The following is a 19,740-nucleotide window of genomic DNA, read 5'->3' as shown; positions in this document are numbered from 1 at the left end:
TGCCGTTCTGCCGTGAACTGGGTGGGAATCCTCGTGAGCGTAGCGTGACTGGAGTGTCGCGGTGTGCGAAGACTCTGGGATCATCTGTGCGCAGATACGTTCCGTTGGTGCCCCGGGCGAGTCCGCGGCGTCGCTCTCGGTGACGTGCCCTCACCCCCAAGGTCCTTGATTCGCAGGGGCACGGCACACGTGCGGGTGACGTCCGGGGCGTCAATCACGCTCCGTGGCTGGTCCGGGCGGACACGTCACGTGTTCGGCGTGTCAACTGCCAGCCGTCGCCGTGTCGTTCGACGAACCCCAGCGAGTGAAGCTCGTACAGCCTGCCGATCGCTTCGTCCTCGGTGGCTCCCGCCTCCCTCGCGATCTCCCGGGGCGGGACGGCTCCCCGGGCCGGGAGCGCGGCGAGCACCCGTGTCGCGACGGGCCCGAGGAGGTCCCTGGGCAGGAGGGGGCCGGACTTGCGGGGTGCGAGTTGCCCCATGGTGCCGATGAGTTCGATCACTTCCGCCGCGTCGCTGACCAGCACGGCCTGCTCCCGCAGGAGTTCGTGGACCCCCATCGACAGGGTGCTGGTGACGGGGCCGGGAACGCCCATCACGAAGCGACCGAGCCGCCCGGCCGAGCGCGCCGTGGCCAGTGCGCCGCTGCGGACGGCGGCCTCGACCACCACCGTGCCGCGGGTGAGTGCGGCGATCACCCGGTTGCGCAGCACGAACCGGCTGGCGGTGGGGTGGTCGCCGGGCGGCAACTCACCTACCAGCAAGCCCTGTTCGCCGATCCGATCGAGCAGGGCGCGGTGTCCCGGCGGGTAGCGGCGGTCGACCCCGCAGGCGAGGACCGCGACCGTGGCGCCGTGGGAGCCGAGGGCACCGCGATGCGCGGCGCCGTCAATCCCGTACGCCCCGCCCGAGACCACGACCCAGCCGCGTGCACTGAGGTCGGCGGCCAGGCCCGCGGCGGTGTGGGCACCGTACTCGGTGCAGGACCGGGCGCCGACGAGGGCGACCGAGCGCAGGGCCCAGAGGCGCAGGCTGGGTCGACCGCGCACCCACAGTCCGATCGGGCGGGCGTCTTCGAGGTCGTCGAGTTGGGCGGGCCACTCGGCGTCCCCGGGGCAGAGAAAGCGGACGCCGACGTCCCGGGCGGTGGCGAGGTCGGCCTCCGGACGCATCCGCTCGGCTCTGATCCGCAGCCCCGCCCAGCGTTTCGCCGTCACCCCGGGCAGCGGTTCGCCCTCGCCCGCCAGTCGCCGGGCCACCTCCACCGGCCCGTACGTCCGCAACCAGTGGCCGCCGGTCTGGTCGCCCGGTTCGATCACCCGGGTCAGGGCGGCTCGGGCGCGGCGTTCCGCGGGGGCCGCGGTCATGCCGGCGTCCCGAGGGCTCGTACCGCGCCGGGCGGGGCGCCGGTGCGCAGATGGAGGGCCAGTTCGACGTCACCGGCGTCCGGGCGGTCGTGACCGACGAGGTCGGCCACCGTCCAGGCGACGCGGAGGACCCGGTCCAGGCCCCGTGCGGTGAGCAGACCGCGCTCCAGGCGGCGCTCGGCCTCGTCCAGCGCCCCGGCCACCGCGTGCCACCGGGTGCGCAGCGCATGGCCGGGGACCTCCCCGTTGGTGCGCCAGGGGGTGTCGGCGAACCGGTCGGCGGCGCGTTCCCGGGCGGCCAGGACCCGGTCGGCGACGGTGCGGGTGCTTTCGCGGCGCTCCCCCACCGCGGCCAACTCGGCCCGGGTCACGGCCTCGACGCGCACCCGGAGGTCGACCCGGTCCAGGAGCGGCCCGGACAGTCTCGCCTGGTACCGGCGCACCGCCGACGACCAGCACTCGCATCCCGCGCCGCGCTGCCCGAAGCGCCCGCACGGGCAGGGGTTGGCGGCGAGGACCATCATGAACCGGGCGGGCAGCCGCACCACCCCCGCACTGCGGGCGATGACCACATGGCCCGACTCCAGCGGTTGCCGGAGCGCATCGAGGACATGTCCTCCGAATTCCGGCGTTTCATCAAGAAAAAGCACTCCACGGTGAGCCAGCGAGACCGCGCCGGGCCGGGCCGTGCCCCGGCCGCCGCCCACGAGGGACTGCATGGTCGAGGAGTGGTGCGGGGCGCAGTAGGGGGCGCTCTCGATCAGCGGGCGGTCCGGCGGGAGCGTTCCCGCCACCGAGTGGATGGCGGTCACTTCGAGGGACTCCGCACGGCTGAGCGGCGGCAGGATCGCCGGGAGCCGCTCCGCCAACATGGTCTTGCCCGCACCCGGCGGGCCCTGGAGGTACACGTGGTGTCCCCCGGCGGCGGCGATCTCCATCGCCGCGCGTGCCGAACGCTGTCCGACGACGTCGGACAAGTCGGGCACGTGCTCCCGGCCGCCCGCGCGGGTGGTGAGGCCGCCGAAGCCCTCCGAGGGCAGATGGAGTCCCGAGTGCGCCGGATCGGGGCGACCGGGGTCGTCCGGCTCCTCCTCGGGCACCGGTTCGTCGGTGAGGACGGCGATCAGCTGACGCAGGCTGCGCACCCCGAGGACGGCGACCCCGGGGACGAGGGACGCCTCGGCAGCCGAGCACTCCGGGACGACGACCTGCCGGTATCCGGCGTCGGCCGCCGCGAGGACCGCGGGGAGCACCCCGCGGACGGGTCGTACCCGACCGTCGAGGCCCAGCTCCCCGACCATCACCAGGTCCGCGAGGACCCGGGGGTCGATGCGCTCGGCGGCCCCCAACACGGCGCTCGCCACGGCGAGATCGAATCCACTGCCGCCCTTGGGCACCGAGGCGGGGCTGAGCCCGACCGTCAGCTTCTTCTGCGGCCACTGGCCCCCGGAGTTCACCACGGCCGCCCTGACCCGGTCCCGGCTCTCCACCAGGCTCTTGTCCGGGAGGCCGACCAGGGCGAAGGAGGCCACGCCCGGCTCCAGATCGGCCTGGACCTCGACCACCACTCCCTCGACGCCCACCAGCGTCACCGAACACGTGCGTGCGAACCCCATCAGACCGCTCCCCGTACGTGCTCGACCCGGGGCGCGCCGCGGCGGGGCACCAACACCCCCACCACGTCGATGCGCACCCCGCCCGGCGGGGCCCCTCCGTGTTCCTGGACCCAGCGCTGGGCGAGGTCACGCAGCCGCCGGGCCTTGTCGGGCGTGACCCCGGCCAGCGGCTGCTGGAACGGCCCCTCGCGTCGGGTCTTGACCTCGCAGACCACCAGGACGTCACCCTCGCGGGCCACGATGTCGAGCTCGCCCGCCCTTCCGCAACGCCAGTTGCGCGCCAGGACGGCCCATCCGCCCGCGGTCAGCCGCCGGGCGGCCAGGTCCTCGCCGTACTTGCCGAGCGCCCCTCGTGCGTTCATGTCGGCACCACCTCCGACACCCACGGTGCGGCAACGGCGCCCAGCGTGTGGATCTTGGTGGACAGCCCGGCGCCTGTGGATAACTGCACCACCCGATCGAGTGAACCCGAGGGTGGTTCAGCAGGCCCGTGCCGGGTCCGTGGAGCGCTCAGGAGGCACTCCGGGAGCGTCCGGGATGCACCCGGGGTGTGCGTGGAATGCGCTCGTGACGTGCTCGGAAGGGGCCCGCGGTGCCGAGGGCCGAACCCGCGGCAGGTTCAGCTGCCGGGGAGCTCCAGATCGCTCTTGTTCAGTTCCTCGATGTTGACGTCCTTGAACGTGAGCACCCGTACCTGTTTCACGAAGCGCGCCGGCCGGTACATGTCCCACACCCAGGCATCGGCCATCGTGACCTCGAAGAAGACCTCGCCCTGAACGGACTGCACCTGCATCTCGTAGTCGTTGGTGAGGTAGAAGCGCCGCTCGGTCTCAATCACGTACGTGAACAGCCCGACGACGTCGCGGTACTCCCGGTAGAGCTTCAGCTCCATCTCGGTCTCGTACTTTTCGAGGTCCTCGGCGCTCATGGCATGTTCCCCTTCAGCCGTGCGTCCCCCCATTGTGCGCCAGCACCACGGAGCCCTAGACGATTTCGGTGTCCAGGACCTCGGGAGTGGCCGGGGGCCCTTCATCAAGCAGCCGGCGCAACAGTCCGGCGAGTCTGGTCGGGTACACCGTCTCATGCGTCCCGGCCAGTTCCCGGCACGTCCACCAGCGTGCTCCGACGACGCTGCGCCGTTCCAGCTCGGTCAGTCCGGCACCCCCGGGCGCCACCTCGGCGGTGCGGGCGGTGCGGGCCAGGTAGTACCACTCGTCCTGGTCCCAGCGGCGCCCGGCGAACGGGAACGAGCAGATCCGGCGCCACAGCACGGGCCCCAGCGCCACGTCCGTGATGCCGGTCTCCTCGGCCAGTTCCCGCACGGCGGCCTGCTCACGGGTCTCGCGGCCCTCCACGCCACCGCCGGGGGTGAACCACCAGTCGTCGGCCGGATCGTCCGGCTCGTGGCCGTGGAGCAGCAGGACGCGGTCCCGCGGATCGAGCAGCACCACCCGGGCCACCCTGCGCAGCGGGCGCCCCGGGGCGAGCGGCGGAACCCGTCGGTCCTGCGGTGCCTCACCCATCCCGTAGTCCCCTCCCGACCCGTGGGATCACTGTATGCCGTGCGGCCCCGGGGCGTCCGGAGTCATCCGGTGCCGGCCGGTTCCCCGGTGCCCTCCGGCGCCGCCGTTCCCTTGCGGCGGCGGGCGACCCGGCGGGCGAGCGGACCGTACGCGGCCCCGCCCAGGACCAACACCGTGCCCAGCACCGCCGCGCTCAGCAGGGGCCGCAGCGGACCGGGCTCGGACACCCCGCCGGGCAGCGCGGCGAAGACGGCCGGGCGGGCGAGCGCCCCGTCCACCGGCCAGACGACGGCGTCGACCCGGGCCACCACCGCCGACCGGGGCACGGCGCCGCCGCCGGCGCTCTGGAGGTGGGCGGCGGAGTCGAGGGAGCCGGCCCGGGCGTCGCCGAGCAGGAACAGCCCGTCGTCGGGCACGGTGGTGGAGGGGATGCTCGTGACGGAAGCGGCCTGGGCGGGGGCGAGGTACGACTCGTCCAGTGCGGTGCCGTTGACGGTGAGCCTGCCGTCCGTGCAGCAGGCGACGGTGTCCCCGCCGACCGCGACGACCCGTTTGACCATCGGCAGGTCGCCCCAGGCGGCCTGATGGAAGACGACCACGTCACCGCGGCGCACCTGCTCGCCGTCGATGCGCTGGGCGAGGACCCGGTCCCCGGTGCCGAGGGTCGGTGCCATGGAGGCGGTGGGGACGGTGTAGGGCCGGTAGACCAGGGCGCCCCAGGCGAAGGCGCCGAGGAACAGCACGCAGCCGAGGGCGACGGCCACTCCGGACAGGGCAGCGCCCGTTCGCCCCGGGACCGGTGCACCGGTGTCGACCGTGCCCACGGAATCTTCGGTCCCGCTCATCGCAGCCCCCCGTACCCGATCGTCGAGCCAGCGGTCGCCGGAGGCGCGGACGGCGCTGCCGGGCCGGTGCTCTGGGCGGCACCCTACCCGGCGGTAGGCGCCACGCACAGCGGTGTCCGCCGTGCACCGGGCACGGCGGACACCGAGGGACGTGCGGTCCGGGCTAGGACGCCGAGCGGCGTACGGCCCTGCGCCGCCACAGCACGATCGGCAGCGCGCCGGCGAGGCCCAGGAATCCGGGCGCCGCACCGAGCGCGGCGTTCAGGCCGGGCTGGTCGAAGGTGTCGGGGACCGGCAGCGTCGCCCAGCGGGTGGGCGGCCAGGCGATCACCACGGCACGACCGACGACCTCGTCGACGGGGACGAAGCCCTCGTTCCTGTCGCGCTGGTGGTACCGGGAGTCCTGGGAGTCCTGGCGGTGGTCGCCCATGACCCACACCATGCCCTCGGGCACCTTCTTCTTGAACTGGCCGCCGTACTCGTCCACCGAACACGGGGTGTCCCCGGGGAAGACGTACGGCTCGTCGAGGGGCTTGCCGTTCAGGAGCACCGGGCCGGTGCCCTTGCACTCCACGGTGTCGCCGCCGACCCCGATGACCCGCTTGATCAGGTCCTTCTCCTCGGCGGACGGCATCAGGCCGATCCAGCTGAGGCCCTTCTGGATGACGTTGACCTCGGGGATCGGCTCGCCCGCCAGCCACTGGTCGGGATCGTGGAAGACGATCACTTCCCCGCGCTCCGGTTCGGACCCGAACCAGGGGGTCAGCTTGTCGACCAGCACCCGGTCACCCTTCTGGAGGGTGTCCTGCATGGAGTTCGAGGGGATGGAGAACGCCTGCACCAGGAACGTCTTGATCACCAGTGCCAGCACCAGGGCGATGCCGACGAGCAGCGGCAGTTCCTTCCAGAAGGAACGCGGCTTCTTCGGCTGACCACCGCCCTGCTCGTCCCCTTCGTCCGGGATCTCCCCGTCACCACCACCGCCGCCCGTGGGTGCGGTGTCCCCGCTGCGCGGCGCGGGGTCGGGCCCCGGGCCGCCCGCGTCCGACGGCAGCCCGCCCGGGCGCTCGGGGCGCTCTTCGGGGCCATCGTGACCGGATCGTGCGCCGACCGCCAAATCCCCCACATCCACTCCTCAGTCCGTACCGCTGCCTGCCCCACATGCGACGCAGGCCCACCACTCCCATAACGAGCGGGAGTTCCGCAGGGGTCGGGAGGGGGATCAATCCATTGTGATCCGCGGGGGACACCCTATGCGACGCGGCCATCACGGGCACCGCAGCGCCCTGGGCGGCGGTGCCGCTCGGCGCCCCGGGCGGGTCCGGGACGGAGGCGTAGGTGTCCGGCTCGTCGAGCCGTCGCCAGTGGTCGAACGGCCAGGCGATGAGCAGGGCCCGACCGACGACGCTCTCCTCGGAGACGGTGCCGTCGTGCCCGCCGGTGCGGTGGTAGCGGGAGTCCGCGGAGTTCTTGCGGTGGTCGCCCATGACCCACAGCCGGCCCGGAGGGACCTTGACCTCGAACGTCAATTCGGAGGGTTGGTTGCCGGGGTTGACGTACGGCTCGTTGAGGGGCGTGCCGTTGACGGTGACCCTGCCGTCGGCGTCGCAGCACTTGACCGTGTCACCGCCCACGGCCACCACGCGCTTGATCAGGTCCTGCTCGTCCGCGGACGGCATCAGGCCGATCCAGCCGAGCGCCTGCTTGACCTGTTTGATGACGACGGGGTCGTCGGGGGGCTGCACCGGTTCGTCCCCGAGCCAGCCGCCCGGGTCCTTGAACACGACGACGTCCCCGCGCTCCGGCTTGCCGCCGAACCAGGGCGTCAGCTTGTCGACCAGTACCCGGTCCCCGATCCGGATGGTCTGCTCCATGGAACCGGAGGGGATGACGAACGCCTGGACCAGGAACGTCTTCAGGACGAGGGCTATCAGGGCCGCCGCGCCGAGCAGCAGCGGTATCTCCTTCAACGCGGAGCGCCGGCGGCGGCGCTTCACCTTGCGCGCGAGCTTGCGGCGTTCGGCACGGCCGGGCGGGCCGGTGGGCCGGCTACCGGTGGGCAGCCGCGGGTCGGCGCCCGGGCCGGAGCGGGGGCGCCGGCGGTTACCCATGGCCGCCGCCGGCGGGCGGATCGGGTACGCGCGCGAAACCGCCCGGGCGGTCGACTCCGGTCAGTCGGTCGAAGGGCCAGGTGATCCACTCGGCCCGGCCGATGACGTGGTCGAGCGGGATCATGCCGCCGCCGGGCGAGCCCAGGTGGTCCCGGGAGTCGCTGGAGGCGGAGCGGTGGTCGCCCAGGAGGAACAGGCTCGCGCCGGGCACGACCACGTCGAACGGAACCTGTGAGGGCCGGTCGCCGGGGCTCAGGTAGGGCTCGTCCACGGCTCGGCCGTTCACCTCGATCCTCCCCCGCCGGTCGCAGCAGACCACCCGGTCACCGCCGGTGCCGACGACGCGCTTGATGTAGTGGGCGTCGCCGAAGTAGCCGGTGCCGTCGAAGACCACGACGTCCCCCCGCTGCGGCTCCGCCCCCAGACGGTACGCCAGCTTGTTGACGAGGACGCGGTCCCCGGCGCGCAGCCCCGGCTCCATGGAGGAGCTGGGGATCGCGAAGGGTTTCAGTACGAACGTGGTGACCAGCAGCAGGAGCACCAGGACGACCAGGACGGCGAGCGTCAACCGGCCGCCGGGCAGCCACTCGGCGAGCGGGGAGCGATCCCCTCGGGCCTCCGACGGCTCCGGTGACTCCGGTGACTCCGGTGACTCCGGTGACTCCGAGGCCGGTGCGGTGGGGGGTTCGGGGGAAACGGAACGCGACCGCCCCTCCGGGTCCCCCGGCTCCGGGGCGGGCCCGGATACGGAGGAACGGGAGGAACGGTCGCGTTCCGATCGCTGTGCTGCGGTGTCCATCGGTGCCTGATGGTATCCGGCACCGATGAGGACCCGCGGGCGCGAGTGGCCGTGACGCACGTCACCCGGCCCCACCGGGGCACCAGGGGTGCCCCGGTCCGGGACCGAGGAGCGGTGCGACGACTCAGTTGTCGCGCTTCTCCTTGATCTTCGCGGCCTTGCCGCGCAGGTCGCGCAGGTAGTAGAGCTTCGCGCGACGCACGTCACCGCGGGTGACGAGCTCGATCTTCTCGACGATCGGGGTGTGCACCGGGAAGGTGCGCTCGACGCCGACGGAGAAGGAGACCTTGCGGACCGTGAAGGTCTCACGGACGCCCGAGCCCTGGCGGCGGATGACGACGCCCTTGAACTGCTGCACACGGGAGCGGTTGCCCTCGATGACGCGCACGTGGACGTTGACGGTGTCACCCGGGCGGAAGGCCGGGACGTCGCTGCGCAGCGACGCGTTGTCGACGGTGTCGAGCAGGTGGGACATGATCGTCTGCTTCCTCGCCCATGCCACAGGTCATCGGCGAATCTCTTGGGAGGTGGTGGTGGGGTGTCGTGCCCACTGGAGCGGGCGTCGTGTCCCCCTGTGGCAGGGGCGCACGCCGAGCGACGCACGACAACGGCTCATTGTTCCACGGTGTGCGCGGTCCGCCCAAATCGACCGTCGGCGCCGGGCGCCCAGCCCAGGATCGACAGGGTCTCGCGGTCCTTCTTGTCGAACGCGGCCGGGTCGGCCCGCTCGATCAGGTCGGGTCGGTGGAGGCTGGTGCGGTGCAGGGCCTCGTCGCGGCGCCAGCGGGCGATCTTGCCGTGGTGGCCGCTGAGCAGCACCTCGGGGATGCCGCGACCGCGCCACTCGGGGGGCTTGGTGTAGACGGGGCCTTCGAGCAGGTCCGCCATCGCCCCGGGGGCGAAGGAGTCGTCCCGGTGGGACTCGGCGTTGCCGAGGACGCCGGGCAGCAGCCGGGCCACCGCCTCGGTGATGACGAGGACGGCCGCCTCGCCGCCCGCGAGCACGTAGTCACCGATGGACACCTCGTAGACCGGGGTGCGCGTCGCGTACTCGTCCGTGACGCGCCGGTCGATGCCCTCGTAGCGCGCGGGCGCGAAGATCAGCCAGGGCCGGGCGGAGAGCTCGACGGCGAGTTCCTGGGTGAAGGGGCGTCCGCTCGGGGTGGGGACGACGAGGGCGGGGCCGTGCGCACCGGACTCGTAGCCGTCGGCGACGACCTCGTCCAGTGCCTCGCCCCAGGGCTCGGTCTTCATGACCATGCCCGGACCGCCCCCGTAGGGGGTGTCGTCGACGGTGTGGTGCCGGTCGTGGGTCCAGTTCCGCAGGTCGTGGACGCGCACACCGAGCTGTCCGCGGGCGCGCGCCTTGCCGACGAGGGAGACGTCGAGCGGGTTCAGGTACTCGGGGAAGATCGTGACGACGTCGATCCGCATCAGACGCCGTCCCCGACCGTCCCGGTGCCCGCACCGGACGTGTCGCCCGCCCCGGACGTGTCGCCGGCCTCGGCGTCCCGGGCGGAGGCGACCTCCGCCCGGTCGTCGATGAGGCCGGGCGGCGGGTCGATCACGGCGCGCTGCTCGGCGAGGTCGATCTCCACGACGATCTCCTCGACGAAGGGGATCAGCTCCTCCCTGCCGTCGGGGCGCTCCACGACGAACAGGTCCTGCGAGGGCAGGTGCGAGATCTCGGTGATCCGGCCGATCGGGGTGCCGTCGATGGTGACGACGTCGAGGTCCATGAGCTGGTGGTCGTAGTACTCGTCGGGCTCGGCCGGGCTCTCGTCGGGGTCGATCTCGGCGATGAGCAGGGTGTTGCGCAGGGCTTCGGCGGCGCCGCGGTCGCGCACTCCGGCGAAGCGCAGCAGCAACCGTCCGCTGTGGACGCGGCCGGTCTCGATGGTGAGGGGGCCCGTGGCGGCCGGATCGGTGGCGAGGACGGCACCGGGGGCGAGCCGCAGTTCGGGTTCGTCGGTGCGCACCTCGACGGTGACCTCGCCCTTGATCCCGTGGGCGCGGCCGATCCGCGCGACTACGAGCTGCACGTGTCTTGCTCCTGGTGAGGGGACGACTGGGGCGGGACGGAAAGCAGGGGTGGAGCGGGGAGGCGGCCGGGGAACGTACGGGGGCCGGGGGTGGTTCACCCCCGGCCCCAGTACTTCAGCCATCACTGTGAGAACCGCCGTGCGAGCGGGCCGCGGCCCCTGGGGGCCGGGCGTGCCCGGTGGGCGGATTCAGACCTGGTCGACGTCGACGAGGTCGACGCGGATGCCACGGCCGCCGATGGCGCCCACGACGGTCCGCAGGGCGCGTGCGGTGCGGCCGTTACGGCCGATCACCTTCCCGAGGTCATCGGGGTGGACCCGAACCTCCAGGACGCGTCCGCGGCGCAGGTTGCGCGAGGCGACCTGCACGTCGTCCGGATTGTCGACGATGCCCTTCACGAGGTGCTCAAGAGCCTCCTCAAGCATCTCGTCAGCCCTCGGTCGACTCAGACTCGGCGGCAGCCTCGTCCTTCTTCTCAGCCTTGTCAGCCTTCTTCTTCTGCGTGATGGCCTCGCCCTTGCCGTCCGACTCGCCACCGAGCGACTCGAAGGAGGGGCGGGCGGCCTTCTCGGCCGCGACGAGCAGCGGAGCCGGGGCGGGCTCGCCCTTGAACTTCTGCCAGTCGCCGGTCTTCTTCAGAATCGCGAGCACGGGCTCGGTCGGCTGGGCGCCGACACGCAGCCAGTAGGCGACGCGCTCGGCGTCGACCTCGATGCGCGACGGGTTCTGCACCGGGTGGTACAGGCCGATCTCCTCGATGGCCCGGCCGTCACGGCGGGTACGGGAGTCGGCGACGACGATGCGGTAGTGAGGCGAACGGATCTTGCCCAGACGCTTCAGCTTGATCTTGACTGCCACGGGAGTGGTGTCTCCTGGTGTTGACGGGTGTGGGCACGACGGATTGCCGCGTGGGGTTGCGGTACCCGAGTTGCCCGATGGACGCGTCAGCCGGAGGAGAGAGGGGTCCTGTGCGGCCGTCGAGTACAGCTAGTCATTGTGCCACATGAGGGAGGGGGCGCCCGAATCGCGTCCGGACGCCCCCTCACCCCGTACTGACGGGTACTGCATGACTGCCGAGCGCTGCTCCGTACCGACGTGTGCCGCTGCGCGCCGCCCCCCGACCGTGCGGACCTCCACCTACCTGACGGGTGGCGGTCTCCACGGCCGAGGGCCCGCCGCGCGGGCGGTACGGGAGCTGCTGGCCGTCCGCGGCCCTCGCGGACGTCCGACCCGCGGCCGTCCTGATCGGCCGCCGTGACGCGTGACGGAAGCGGAACGTGACTCCGCGAGCCCGCTCGTCGCGCGCCGAATCCTGAGAGGTGGTCCCCCTTGCTGAGCCCCGACGCCCCCAGCGTCAGGTCGGAACGCTCCGGATGCCCTCGCACGACGCCCCCACGTCACGCCCGGTGCATCCGCACGTTCCGGACGGTCCCGCCCGGCGCTCGCCGGCTGCGCGGTCCGTCCTCATCCGGTCGTGGCGGCCGTCAGCTGGCCACCGCGACGGGTTCGGGGATGCGGAAGGGCTTCCCGCACCCCCCGCAGACGATCGGCGCCTGCGCGAGGACCGACGGAACCACGCGCACGTTGCGCCCGCAGTCGCAGACCGCCTTGACGCGGACGCCGCCCCCGGAGGAGCCGTGCCGCGCGGCGGGACCGCGGAAGGTGCGGGCCACGTTGTCGGACTCGGTCGCCGCCGTGTGCGCCCTGAGCGCGCGCTGGAGGCGATCGATGGTCGGGCGGTACCGCTTCTTGGCCTCGACGTTCAGGGTGACCAGGGAGAAACCACTGCTCGGGTGTGGTTCGTCCGGATGGTCGAGGCCCATCTCCTCGGCGATCGCGAGGAATCTGCGGTTGTGGTAGCGGCCGGCGCGCGAGGTGTCGCGGACACCTCGGGCGGCGGCGATGCCGTGGACTGCCTCATGGAGGAGTCGCTCGAAGGAGAGTTCGTGCCCACACGCGGACGACGACTCTCCGATCAGTGATTCGGGCGCGGCCAGGTCCGGCAGCTCGGGGTGGTGCCTTTGAATGTCGGCCCACGCGGCTGCCAGCTCTGCGGCGAGAACTGGTGGTGTCGTGCTCACGTCGTGACAACGAGCCGGAGTGCCTCTGTGTTCCTATTCCGGGGCATCCCAAATATTTTGCACGTACCCGTCAGTTTGCGTTGTTCTGCACCTCATCCGTGGCGCACCCCCAGGGATGGGTTCGGGTGCGCTGATCTGCGGATATGTAGGGAGAAGAGGTGCACGGACGGAGAGCTACCCCGCCGGGCGCCGTACCCCGGGTGGTCCGGTACGACCGATGGGTTTCGGCCGATCGACGTATGGCACCGGCACGTGCCACCGGGTGGTGCTCGGCGTCTCGTGAGTCGGGATCGCCACGATGTATGAGAGGCGGGCCACGACGGCGGGGTTCCCCCAGCAGGTCCTCGGCCGCAAGAACGTGCCGTTCCCGGCGATCGGGCAGCGGACGGACACCTCGTGCCGGGCGGGCCGTTCCTCCGCCTCGGTACCCGGTGCGGTCCCGGGGATGCGGGCCCAGCCGCCCGGGACGGCGGCCTCCACGGCGGCCGCGACGCTGGTGACGTCGGCGGTGCGGGAGAGGCGGCGCTCGCGGGCCTGGGTGAGCGGGAGCGCCCGGTCGTCGGCCAGGATATCCGGCGCCACCGCCGTGAGCGCGTCCCACGTCACGGGTTTCTCGCCGCCGGGGAGGCACCGCACCCGGCCCCCGGCGCCGCTCCCGACGTCCCGGGGGCCGCTCTCCGCGCACAGCGGGGGGCTGCTCAACTCCCGTTCCACGGCGCGGCGTCCGAGCGGGAGGGCGGCGCGGCCCCCCATCCGGACCCGGACGCCCGTCGCGCGGACCCGGTCGGCGGTCGCGCGGACGGCTGCCCGCACCGCCTCGTCCTGATCGACCGCGAGGACGTGCTCGGTGGATGCGGGAGGCACCTCCCGGTGGATGCGGGCCGCGCTCGGGCGTCGCCGTACCCGTACGGTCGGATGACCGGGGCACTGCGCACCGGCCCCTGGTCGGGCAACTCCGCCTCGGCCACGCGGTCTTGGTACCGGCGGGGGGGGAACTCCTCGGTCCGAGCGGTGCGGGCGGACGCCTGTGCCGTCCGGGCCCGGTACGGCGGGGCGCCCGGGGGCGGGAATCCGAGCGGGCGCCGGGTTGACGCGCCACCGCCGATCAGGGGTGCGCGCCACCCCTCACTCCAACGGATCCCCGTCGTAACGGAGTTGACGTCGGGACAGGAACATCGTGCCGGCACGGAGGGTGGGGCGGCGCCTGGCCACCCCACCGCCGTGGAGGGATCAGCCCATGAACTTCTTGAACTCGTCGGGCAGTTCGAAGTTCTGCGCGGACTGGTCGGGCAGACCGAAGGCTGCACCCTGCTCGCGGCGGGTGGCGGCCTCCTCCTCCTGCTGCTTGCGCTTCATCGGGTTGCCCGACCGCTGCTTGCCCTTGGCGATCTTCTGCTTCTTCTTCTGGCGACCGGGGCCGCCACCCATGCCCGGGATGCCGGGCATGCCGGGCATCCCGCCGCCCTGGGCCATCCGGGACATCATCTTGCGGGCCTCGAAGAACCGCTCCACCAGGTTCTTGACCGCGCTGACCTCGACGCCGGAACCCCGGGCGACCCGGGCCCGCCGCGATCCGTTGATGATCGTCGGGTCCTGCCGCTCCGCGGGCGTCATCGACTTGATGATCGCCGCGGTGCGGTCCACGTCCCGCTCGTCCAGGTTGTTAATCTGGTCCTTGATCTGCCCCATGCCCGGCAGCATGCCGAGCAACTTGCTGATGGAGCCCATCTTGCGGACCTGTTCCATCTGGGCGAGGAAGTCGTCGAGCGTGAAGTCCTTGCCCTTGCTGGAGGCGAGCTTGGAGGCCATCTCCTCGGCCTCCTGCTTCGAGAAGGTCTGCTCGGCCTTCTCGATCAGGGTGAGGACGTCACCCATGCCCAGGATGCGCGAGGCCATCCGGTCCGGGTGGAAGGCGTCGAAGTCGTCCAGCTTCTCGCCGTTGGACGCGAACATGATCTGACGGCCGGTCACGTGCGCGATCGACAGTGCGGCACCACCACGGGCGTCGCCGTCGAGCTTGGACAGCACCACGCCGTCGAAGCCGACGCCGTCGCGGAACGCCTCCGCGGTGTTGACGGCGTCCTGACCGATCATCGCGTCGACGACGAACAGCACCTCGTCCGGGGAGACCGCGTCCCGGATGTCGGCCGCCTGCTGCATCAGTTCCTGGTCGATGCCGAGGCGTCCGGCGGTGTCGACGATGACGATGTCGTACTGCTTGGAGCGCGCGTACTCGATGGAGTCCTGGGCGACCTGGACCGGGTCGCCCACCCCGTTGCCCGGCTGGGGGGCGTACACGCCGACCCCGGCCCGCTCGGCGACCACGCTGAGCTGGTTGACGGCGTTGGGGCGCTGGAGGTCGCACGCGACGAGCAGCGGCGAGTGGCCCTGGCCCTTGAGCCAGTGGCCGAGCTTGCCGGCGAGGGTGGTCTTGCCCGCGCCCTGGAGACCGGCGAGCATGATCACGGTCGGCGCGGTCTTCGCGAACCGCAGTCGGCGGGTCTCGCCGCCGAGGATGCCGACCAGCTCCTCGTTGACGATCTTGATGACCTGCTGCGCGGGGTTGAGCGCCTGCGACACCTCGGCGCCGGTCGCCCGTTCCTTGACCTGCTTGATGAAGGCCCGGACGACGGGGAGCGCGACGTCCGCCTCAAGGAGGGCGATACGGATCTCCCGCGCGGTGGCGTCGATGTCCGCCTCGCTCAGGCGACCCTTGCCGCGGAGGTTCTTGAATGTCGCTGCGAGGCGATCCTGGAGAGTGTCGAACACGGCGGTCGCGAATCCTCGGGTCGAAGGGGGCGGACGGGTCGTCCCCCAGGGTAATCGGTCCCGCCAGCCGTAGGACCCTCTGCGACGGGTCCCGTACCGGTGCGGTGACCGGCCCGTCGTCCGGGCGCCCCGGCGCTCACCCCCGCAAGTCGGACTCCAGGTCCCGGGCGAGTGCGGCGGCCCGGTCGGCGGCCAGGGGCGCACCGGCCGGGTCGGTGACGTAGAAGGCGTCGACGGCATTGGCGCCCAGGGTGCTCACGTGCGCGCTGCGGACCCGTACCCCCGCGCGTTCCAGGGCCTGTCCGATGCGGTGCAGCAGTCCGGGGGCGTCCTGGGCGCGGACCTCGATGACGGTGGCCTGGCGGGAGGCGGACCCGGCCACGGTGACCTGCGGCGGGGGCGGTTCGATGCCCCGGCGCCGGGGGTGCGCGGCGTCCCGCTCGGCGAGGCGCGCGGCGATGTCGAGGGAGCCGTCGAGGGCGCGGACCAGGTCGGCGCGGAGCCGGGCGGCCTGCGGCAGGGACCCGTACTGGGCGGCCACCCGCCAGTCGAGGAGGAGCACCGCGCCGCCCGGGCGGTCGGCCGATGCGCCGCCGAGGCCGGTGGGGAGGGCCTGTTCGCGGAGTTCGGCGGCGCGCACGGTGAGCCGGTGGGTGGCGAGGACCCCGGCGACGGCGGGCAGCACCCCGGGCCGGTCGGGGACGGCGACGAGCAGTTCGACGCCGAGGGGTTCGGGGTGGTCGCCGTCGCCGGGCGTGGGCGGCGGTTGTTGGGCCCGTAGCGCGAGGACCGGGCCACCGGTGCGGTGGGCCTCGACGGCGAGCCGTTCGTGGTCGGCGCTCTCTCCCGCCGCCACCGCCGACGGCACGGTCGGTGCGGCGGGGGGCGTGCCGCCGAGTCGGTCGGCGACCCTGCGGACCAGTTCGGTGACGAGGGTGCCGCGCCAGGTGGACCAGGCGGCGGGGCCGGTGGCGAGGGCGTCGGCCTCGGTGAGGGCGTGCAGCAACTCCAGGGTGCCGGTGGTGCGGACGGCCCCGGCGACGGTCGCCACGGTGGCGGGGTCGTCCAGGTCGCGGCGGGTGGCGGTGTCCACGAGCAGCAGGTGGTGGCGGACCAGGGTGGCGAGGACCGCCGTGTCCTGCGCGTCGAATCCGATGCGGGCGGCGGTGTCCCGGGCGATGGTGGCGCCGGTGACGGCGTGGTCGCCGGGCCAGCCCTTGCCGATGTCGTGCAGCAGGGCGGCGACCAGCAGCAGGTCGGGGCGGGCGACCCGGCGGGTGAGGGCGGCGGCCCGGACGGCGGTCTCGACCAGGTGCCGGTCGACGGTCCAGGTGTGGACCGCGTTGCGCTGGGGGCGGCAGCGCACCCGTTCCCAGTCGGGCAGCAGTCGGCTGATCAGCCCCCCGGCCTCCAGCGCCTCCCACACCTGGACGGTGGGGTGACCGGCGCCGAGGAGGGTGACGAACTGTTCGCGGGCCTCGGCGGGCCAGGGCACCGGCAGCGGCCCGGTGGAGCGGGCGAGGTGGCGCACCGCGTGCGGGGAGAGCGGCAGTCCGGCCTGGGCGGCAGCGGCGGCGGCGCGCAGCGGGAGGACCGGGTCGCGCTCGGGGCGGGCGCTGCGGGCCAGGGACACCTCACCGTCGTGTTCGACGACGCCTTCGGCGAGCGGGGTGCGGGGGGTGGGGTCCGTACCGCGGCCCCGGCCGCCGAGGACGGTCCGCAGCCGGGGGCGGGCGGCGCGGGCGCGCAGGACCCGGCCGACCTCGCGCCAGGTGACCTCGCCGGCGTAGGCGAGGACGCGGCCGGCTTCGTAGACCTGGCGGAGCAGGGCGTCGGCGTCGAGGAGGCCGAGGGTGGCCGCGACCTGGTCCTGTTCCTGGAGGGCGAGGCGGTCGGTGGCGCGGCCGGTGGTGAGGTGGAGGGCGTCGCGGGCGTCGAGGAGGCGACGGCGGGCGTCGGCGAGGCCGTGCCGGGGGGCGTCGGCGAGCCAGGAGGCGGCGACGGCGGCCAGGGCGGTGGCGTCGCGCAGTCCGCCGCGGGCCTCCTTGAGGTCGGGTTCGAGGAGGTGGGCGAGTTCGCCGTGGCGCGCGGCGCGTTCGGCGCACAGGTCGCGCAGTCCGGGCAGCCGCTTGGGGGCGAGGTTGCGCCAGTCGGCGAGGGCGGTGGCGCGCAGCGCGGCGGTGAGGGCCGGGTCGCCGGCGAGGTGCCGGGCGTCGAGGAGGCCGAGTTGGACCTTGAGGTCGTCGGTGGCGGCGCGGCGCGTTTCGGCGGGGGTGCGCACCGAGTGGTCGAGGGCGAGGCCGAGGTCCCAGACGGGGTACCAGAGCCGGTCGGCCAGGGCAGCGGTCCGGGTCCGGTCCCCGCCGTCGTGCAGGAGCAGCAGGTCGAGGTCGCTGCGCGGGGAGAGTTCGCCCCGCCCGTAGCCGCCGACGGCGACGAGGCTGACGCCCCGCGGTGCGTCGGCGGCTTGGAACAGGGCGGCGAGCCAGTCGTCGGTGAGGGCGGAGAGGGCGGCGCGGCGTTCGGGGCCGGTGCGGGAGCGCCCGTGCAGGAGGCGCACCCTGGCCGCCGCGTAGCCGCTGGGCGAGGGGCCCGGCACGGGCCCGTCGGGTTCGTCGGGTTCCGGGGTGCTGCGGTGCTGGTCGACGGTGGTCACCCGGCGGCTCCGTTCTCTCGTTCCCCCGTGGGTCATCGGTGCGGTCGGCGCCGGCTCAGAGGGCGTCCGGGCCGCGTTCGCCGGTTCTGACCCGGACCGTGGTGTCGACCGGGACGGACCAGACCTTGCCGTCGCCGATCTTGCCGGTGCGGGCGGCCTTGACGATGACGTCGATGAGCTGTTCGGCGTCGTCGTCCTCGGCCAGCACCTCGATGCGGATCTTGGGGACGAGGTCGACGGTGTACTCGGCGCCCCGGTAGACCTCGGTGTGGCCGCGCTGGCGGCCGTATCCGCTGGCTTCGGTGACGGTCAGCCCGTGGACGCCGAAGGCGTGGAGGGCTTCCTTGACCTCGTCGAGCCGGTGCGGCTTGACGACGGCGGTGATGAGCTTCATGCGTCCACCTTCTCGTGGGACTCGGCGGGTGCGGACTCGCGGACCGGGGCGGAGGTGCGGGTGGTGGCGCCGCCGCCGGCGCCGCTGAAGTCGTAGGCGGTCTCGGCGTGTTCGGTGCGGTCGATGCCGGACACCTCGACCTCTTCGCTGACCCGCATGCCGAGGGTCTTGTCGATGACCAGGGCGAGGAGCGCGGAGGCGACGAAGGAGTACAGCAGGACCCCGCCGACCCCGGCGAGCTGCTTGACGAGCTGTTCGAGTCCGCCGCCGTAGAAGAGGCCCTTGGCCTCGGACTGGCCGCCGCCGGTGGCGAAGAAGCCGACGAGGACGGAGCCGGCGATCCCGCCGACGAGGTGGACGCCGACGACGTCGAGCGAGTCGTCGTACCCGAAGCGGTACTTGAGGCCGACGGCCATGGCGCACAGCACACCGGCGATCGCACCGATGGCGAGGGAGCCGAGCGGGGAGCTGGAGCCGCCGGCCGGGGTGATGGCGACGAGTCCGGCGACGGCCCCGGAGGCGGCGCCGAGGGTGGTGCACGCGCCGTGCCGGAGCTTCTCGTAGCCGAGCCAGGCGAGCATGGCGGCGGCGGTGGCGACCTGGGTGTTGAGGAACATCAGCGCGCCGACGCCGTCGTCGTTGCCGAGCCAGGAGCCCGCGTTGAAGCCGAACCAGCCGAACCAGAGCAGTCCGGCGCCGAGCATGACCAGCGGCAGGGAGTGCGGGCGCATCGGGTCCTTCTTGAAGCCGACGCGCTTGCCGAGCACCAGGATCACGCCGAGGGCGGCGGCGCCCGCGTTGATGTGGACGGCGGTGCCGCCCGCGAAGTCGATGACGCCCATTTCGAAGGCCCAGCCGCCGGTGCCCCACACCCAGTGGGCTACGGGGAAGTAGACGACGGTCGCCCACAGGGCCACGAACAGCGCCCAGGCGCTGAACTTGACCCGGTCGGCGAGGGCACCGCTGATCAGGGCGGGGGTGAGGACCGCGAACATCAGCTGGAAGACCGCGAAGACGTACACGGGGACGGTGTAGCCGTCCCAGAGTTCGGTGAGTCCGATCCCGCTGAGGCCGACGTAGTCGGAGGACCAGCCGATCAGGCCGGCGCTGTCGGTGCCGAAGGCGAGGGAGAAGCCGTACAGCACCCACAGGACGGTGACGATGCCCAGGCTGATGAAGCTCATCATCAGCATGTTGAGGGTGGACTTGACGCGGACCATGCCTCCGTAGAAGAAGGCGAGGGCCGGGGTCATCAGCATGACCAGCGCGGAGCAGATGAGCATGAATCCGGTGTTGGCGGCAGACAGCGTCGGGGCGTCTGCGGCGAACGTGATGCCTGGGGGCATCGGCGTCTCCTCGTCGTGGAACGGACCCGAGCGGGCGGGGCCGGGGCTGAGGGTGGCGTGAGGGGTGGCCGGGGGGCGCCGGGTGGCTCGGTCGCCCTCCTTGTGGGCCAGAGACTCGCGCGGCGCCGTTTCCACGGATGCCGCCGGTTGTTTCACGCCAGTGACGAAGAGACCGGGGGTGTTACGCACGG

Annotated in this window: 20 protein-coding genes; all 20 read right to left on the bottom strand. The window is 72.9% G+C overall.

Annotated elements, in window-relative coordinates:
• Positions 1-214: 214 nt before the first annotated feature.
• Entirely contained in the window at positions 215-1,366 is a 1,152-nt protein-coding gene (dprA, locus tag ACFWIA_RS09325; RefSeq protein WP_387001999.1) for a DNA-processing protein DprA, read from the bottom strand.
• Entirely contained in the window at positions 1,363-2,982 is a 1,620-nt protein-coding gene (locus ACFWIA_RS09320; RefSeq protein ID WP_387001997.1) for a YifB family Mg chelatase-like AAA ATPase, read from the bottom strand. The genes dprA and ACFWIA_RS09320 overlap by 4 nt, the downstream gene beginning before the upstream one ends.
• Entirely contained in the window at positions 2,982-3,344 is a 363-nt protein-coding gene (locus ACFWIA_RS09315) for a YraN family protein (protein WP_387001995.1), read from the bottom strand. The genes ACFWIA_RS09320 and ACFWIA_RS09315 overlap by 1 nt, the downstream gene beginning before the upstream one ends.
• A gap of 257 nt (positions 3,345-3,601) precedes the next feature.
• Positions 3,602-3,910, bottom strand: coding sequence for a DUF2469 domain-containing protein (locus tag ACFWIA_RS09310; RefSeq protein ID WP_385491553.1), 309 nt, complete (start codon positions 3,908-3,910; stop codon positions 3,602-3,604).
• 55 nt (positions 3,911-3,965) lie between these two features.
• A complete protein-coding gene (locus ACFWIA_RS09305) occupies positions 3,966-4,505 on the bottom strand; it encodes an NUDIX hydrolase (protein ID WP_387001993.1) in 540 nt (179 codons plus the stop codon).
• 62 nt (positions 4,506-4,567) lie between these two features.
• Positions 4,568-5,350: a signal peptidase I gene (gene lepB, locus ACFWIA_RS09300; protein WP_387001991.1), complete on the bottom strand. Its 783-nt coding sequence runs from the start codon at positions 5,348-5,350 to the stop codon at positions 4,568-4,570.
• 163 nt (positions 5,351-5,513) lie between these two features.
• On the bottom strand, positions 5,514-6,314 hold the full coding sequence (gene lepB, locus ACFWIA_RS09295) for a signal peptidase I (RefSeq protein WP_387002147.1): 801 nt from the start codon (positions 6,312-6,314) through the stop codon (positions 5,514-5,516).
• A gap of 7 nt (positions 6,315-6,321) precedes the next feature.
• Entirely contained in the window at positions 6,322-7,461 is a 1,140-nt protein-coding gene (gene lepB, locus ACFWIA_RS09290; protein WP_387001989.1) for a signal peptidase I, read from the bottom strand.
• Entirely contained in the window at positions 7,454-8,260 is an 807-nt protein-coding gene (lepB, locus tag ACFWIA_RS09285; RefSeq protein WP_387001987.1) for a signal peptidase I, read from the bottom strand. Before lepB (ACFWIA_RS09285) ends, lepB (ACFWIA_RS09290) begins: the two co-directional genes overlap by 8 nt.
• Positions 8,261-8,384: 124 nt before the next feature.
• Complete coding sequence (rplS, locus tag ACFWIA_RS09280) at positions 8,385-8,735, bottom strand: 50S ribosomal protein L19 (protein ID WP_385491539.1); 351 nt, start codon at positions 8,733-8,735, stop codon at positions 8,385-8,387.
• Between the two features lie 137 nt (positions 8,736-8,872).
• Positions 8,873-9,694 (bottom strand): tRNA (guanosine(37)-N1)-methyltransferase TrmD, encoded by an 822-nt coding sequence (trmD, locus tag ACFWIA_RS09275; RefSeq protein ID WP_387001985.1) that lies wholly within the window; start codon positions 9,692-9,694, stop codon positions 8,873-8,875.
• On the bottom strand, positions 9,694-10,302 hold the full coding sequence (rimM, locus tag ACFWIA_RS09270; RefSeq protein WP_387001983.1) for a ribosome maturation factor RimM: 609 nt from the start codon (positions 10,300-10,302) through the stop codon (positions 9,694-9,696). Before rimM ends, trmD begins: the two co-directional genes overlap by 1 nt.
• A 189-nt stretch (positions 10,303-10,491) precedes the next feature.
• Positions 10,492-10,728, bottom strand: coding sequence for an RNA-binding protein (locus tag ACFWIA_RS09265; RefSeq protein WP_040247777.1), 237 nt, complete (start codon positions 10,726-10,728; stop codon positions 10,492-10,494).
• Positions 10,729-10,732: 4 nt separating this feature from the next.
• On the bottom strand, positions 10,733-11,161 hold the full coding sequence (gene rpsP / locus ACFWIA_RS09260; protein WP_387001981.1) for a 30S ribosomal protein S16: 429 nt from the start codon (positions 11,159-11,161) through the stop codon (positions 10,733-10,735).
• Positions 11,162-11,787: 626 nt separating this feature from the next.
• Positions 11,788-12,384 carry a hypothetical protein gene (locus tag ACFWIA_RS09255; RefSeq protein ID WP_387001979.1) on the bottom strand — a complete coding sequence of 199 codons (597 nt, stop codon included), beginning with the start codon at positions 12,382-12,384 and terminating at the stop codon, positions 11,788-11,790.
• A gap of 174 nt (positions 12,385-12,558) precedes the next feature.
• Positions 12,559-13,248, bottom strand: coding sequence for a hypothetical protein (locus ACFWIA_RS09250; RefSeq protein WP_387001977.1), 690 nt, complete (start codon positions 13,246-13,248; stop codon positions 12,559-12,561).
• Positions 13,249-13,614: 366 nt separating this feature from the next.
• Positions 13,615-15,153 (bottom strand): signal recognition particle protein, encoded by a 1,539-nt coding sequence (gene ffh / locus ACFWIA_RS09245; RefSeq protein WP_387001975.1) that lies wholly within the window; start codon positions 15,151-15,153, stop codon positions 13,615-13,617.
• Positions 15,154-15,289: 136 nt separating this feature from the next.
• Positions 15,290-17,809 (bottom strand): [protein-PII] uridylyltransferase, encoded by a 2,520-nt coding sequence (locus tag ACFWIA_RS09240; RefSeq protein ID WP_387001973.1) that lies wholly within the window; start codon positions 17,807-17,809, stop codon positions 15,290-15,292.
• A gap of 55 nt (positions 17,810-17,864) precedes the next feature.
• Positions 17,865-18,203 carry a P-II family nitrogen regulator gene (locus ACFWIA_RS09235; protein ID WP_387001971.1) on the bottom strand — a complete coding sequence of 113 codons (339 nt, stop codon included), beginning with the start codon at positions 18,201-18,203 and terminating at the stop codon, positions 17,865-17,867.
• Positions 18,200-19,549, bottom strand: a complete 1,350-nt coding sequence (locus tag ACFWIA_RS09230) for an ammonium transporter (protein WP_387001969.1) — start codon at positions 19,547-19,549, stop codon at positions 18,200-18,202. The genes ACFWIA_RS09235 and ACFWIA_RS09230 overlap by 4 nt, the downstream gene beginning before the upstream one ends.
• Positions 19,550-19,740 lie beyond the last annotated feature (191 nt).

This window comes from Streptomyces sp. NPDC127068, from assembly GCF_042724695.1.
Lineage (GTDB): Bacteria > Actinomycetota > Actinomycetes > Streptomycetales > Streptomycetaceae > Streptomyces.
The sequence above is the reverse complement of the archived record's forward strand: the minus strand, read 5'-3'. Positions and strand labels throughout refer to the sequence as shown.

Excerpts from the sequence above, each read along its gene's own strand:
- lepB (WP_387001989.1), bottom strand. The coding sequence starts at position 7,461 with ATGGGTAACCGCCGGCGCCCCCGCTCCGGCCCGGGCGCCGACCCGCGG.
- ACFWIA_RS09265 (WP_040247777.1), bottom strand. The coding sequence starts at position 10,728 with ATGCTTGAGGAGGCTCTTGAGCACCTCGTGAAGGGCATCGTCGACAAT.
- ACFWIA_RS09235 (WP_387001971.1), bottom strand. The coding sequence starts at position 18,203 with ATGAAGCTCATCACCGCCGTCGTCAAGCCGCACCGGCTCGACGAGGTC.
- trmD (WP_387001985.1), bottom strand. The coding sequence starts at position 9,694 with ATGCGGATCGACGTCGTCACGATCTTCCCCGAGTACCTGAACCCGCTC.
- lepB (WP_387001991.1), bottom strand. The coding sequence starts at position 5,350 with ATGAGCGGGACCGAAGATTCCGTGGGCACGGTCGACACCGGTGCACCG.
- ACFWIA_RS09305 (WP_387001993.1), bottom strand. The coding sequence starts at position 4,505 with ATGGGTGAGGCACCGCAGGACCGACGGGTTCCGCCGCTCGCCCCGGGG.
- dprA (WP_387001999.1), bottom strand. The coding sequence starts at position 1,366 with ATGACCGCGGCCCCCGCGGAACGCCGCGCCCGAGCCGCCCTGACCCGG.
- ACFWIA_RS09320 (WP_387001997.1), bottom strand. The coding sequence starts at position 2,982 with ATGGGGTTCGCACGCACGTGTTCGGTGACGCTGGTGGGCGTCGAGGGA.
- ACFWIA_RS09230 (WP_387001969.1), bottom strand. The coding sequence starts at position 19,549 with ATGCCCCCAGGCATCACGTTCGCCGCAGACGCCCCGACGCTGTCTGCC.
- ACFWIA_RS09310 (WP_385491553.1), bottom strand. The coding sequence starts at position 3,910 with ATGAGCGCCGAGGACCTCGAAAAGTACGAGACCGAGATGGAGCTGAAG.
- ACFWIA_RS09315 (WP_387001995.1), bottom strand. The coding sequence starts at position 3,344 with ATGAACGCACGAGGGGCGCTCGGCAAGTACGGCGAGGACCTGGCCGCC.
- rplS (WP_385491539.1), bottom strand. The coding sequence starts at position 8,735 with ATGTCCCACCTGCTCGACACCGTCGACAACGCGTCGCTGCGCAGCGAC.
- lepB (WP_387001987.1), bottom strand. The coding sequence starts at position 8,260 with ATGGACACCGCAGCACAGCGATCGGAACGCGACCGTTCCTCCCGTTCC.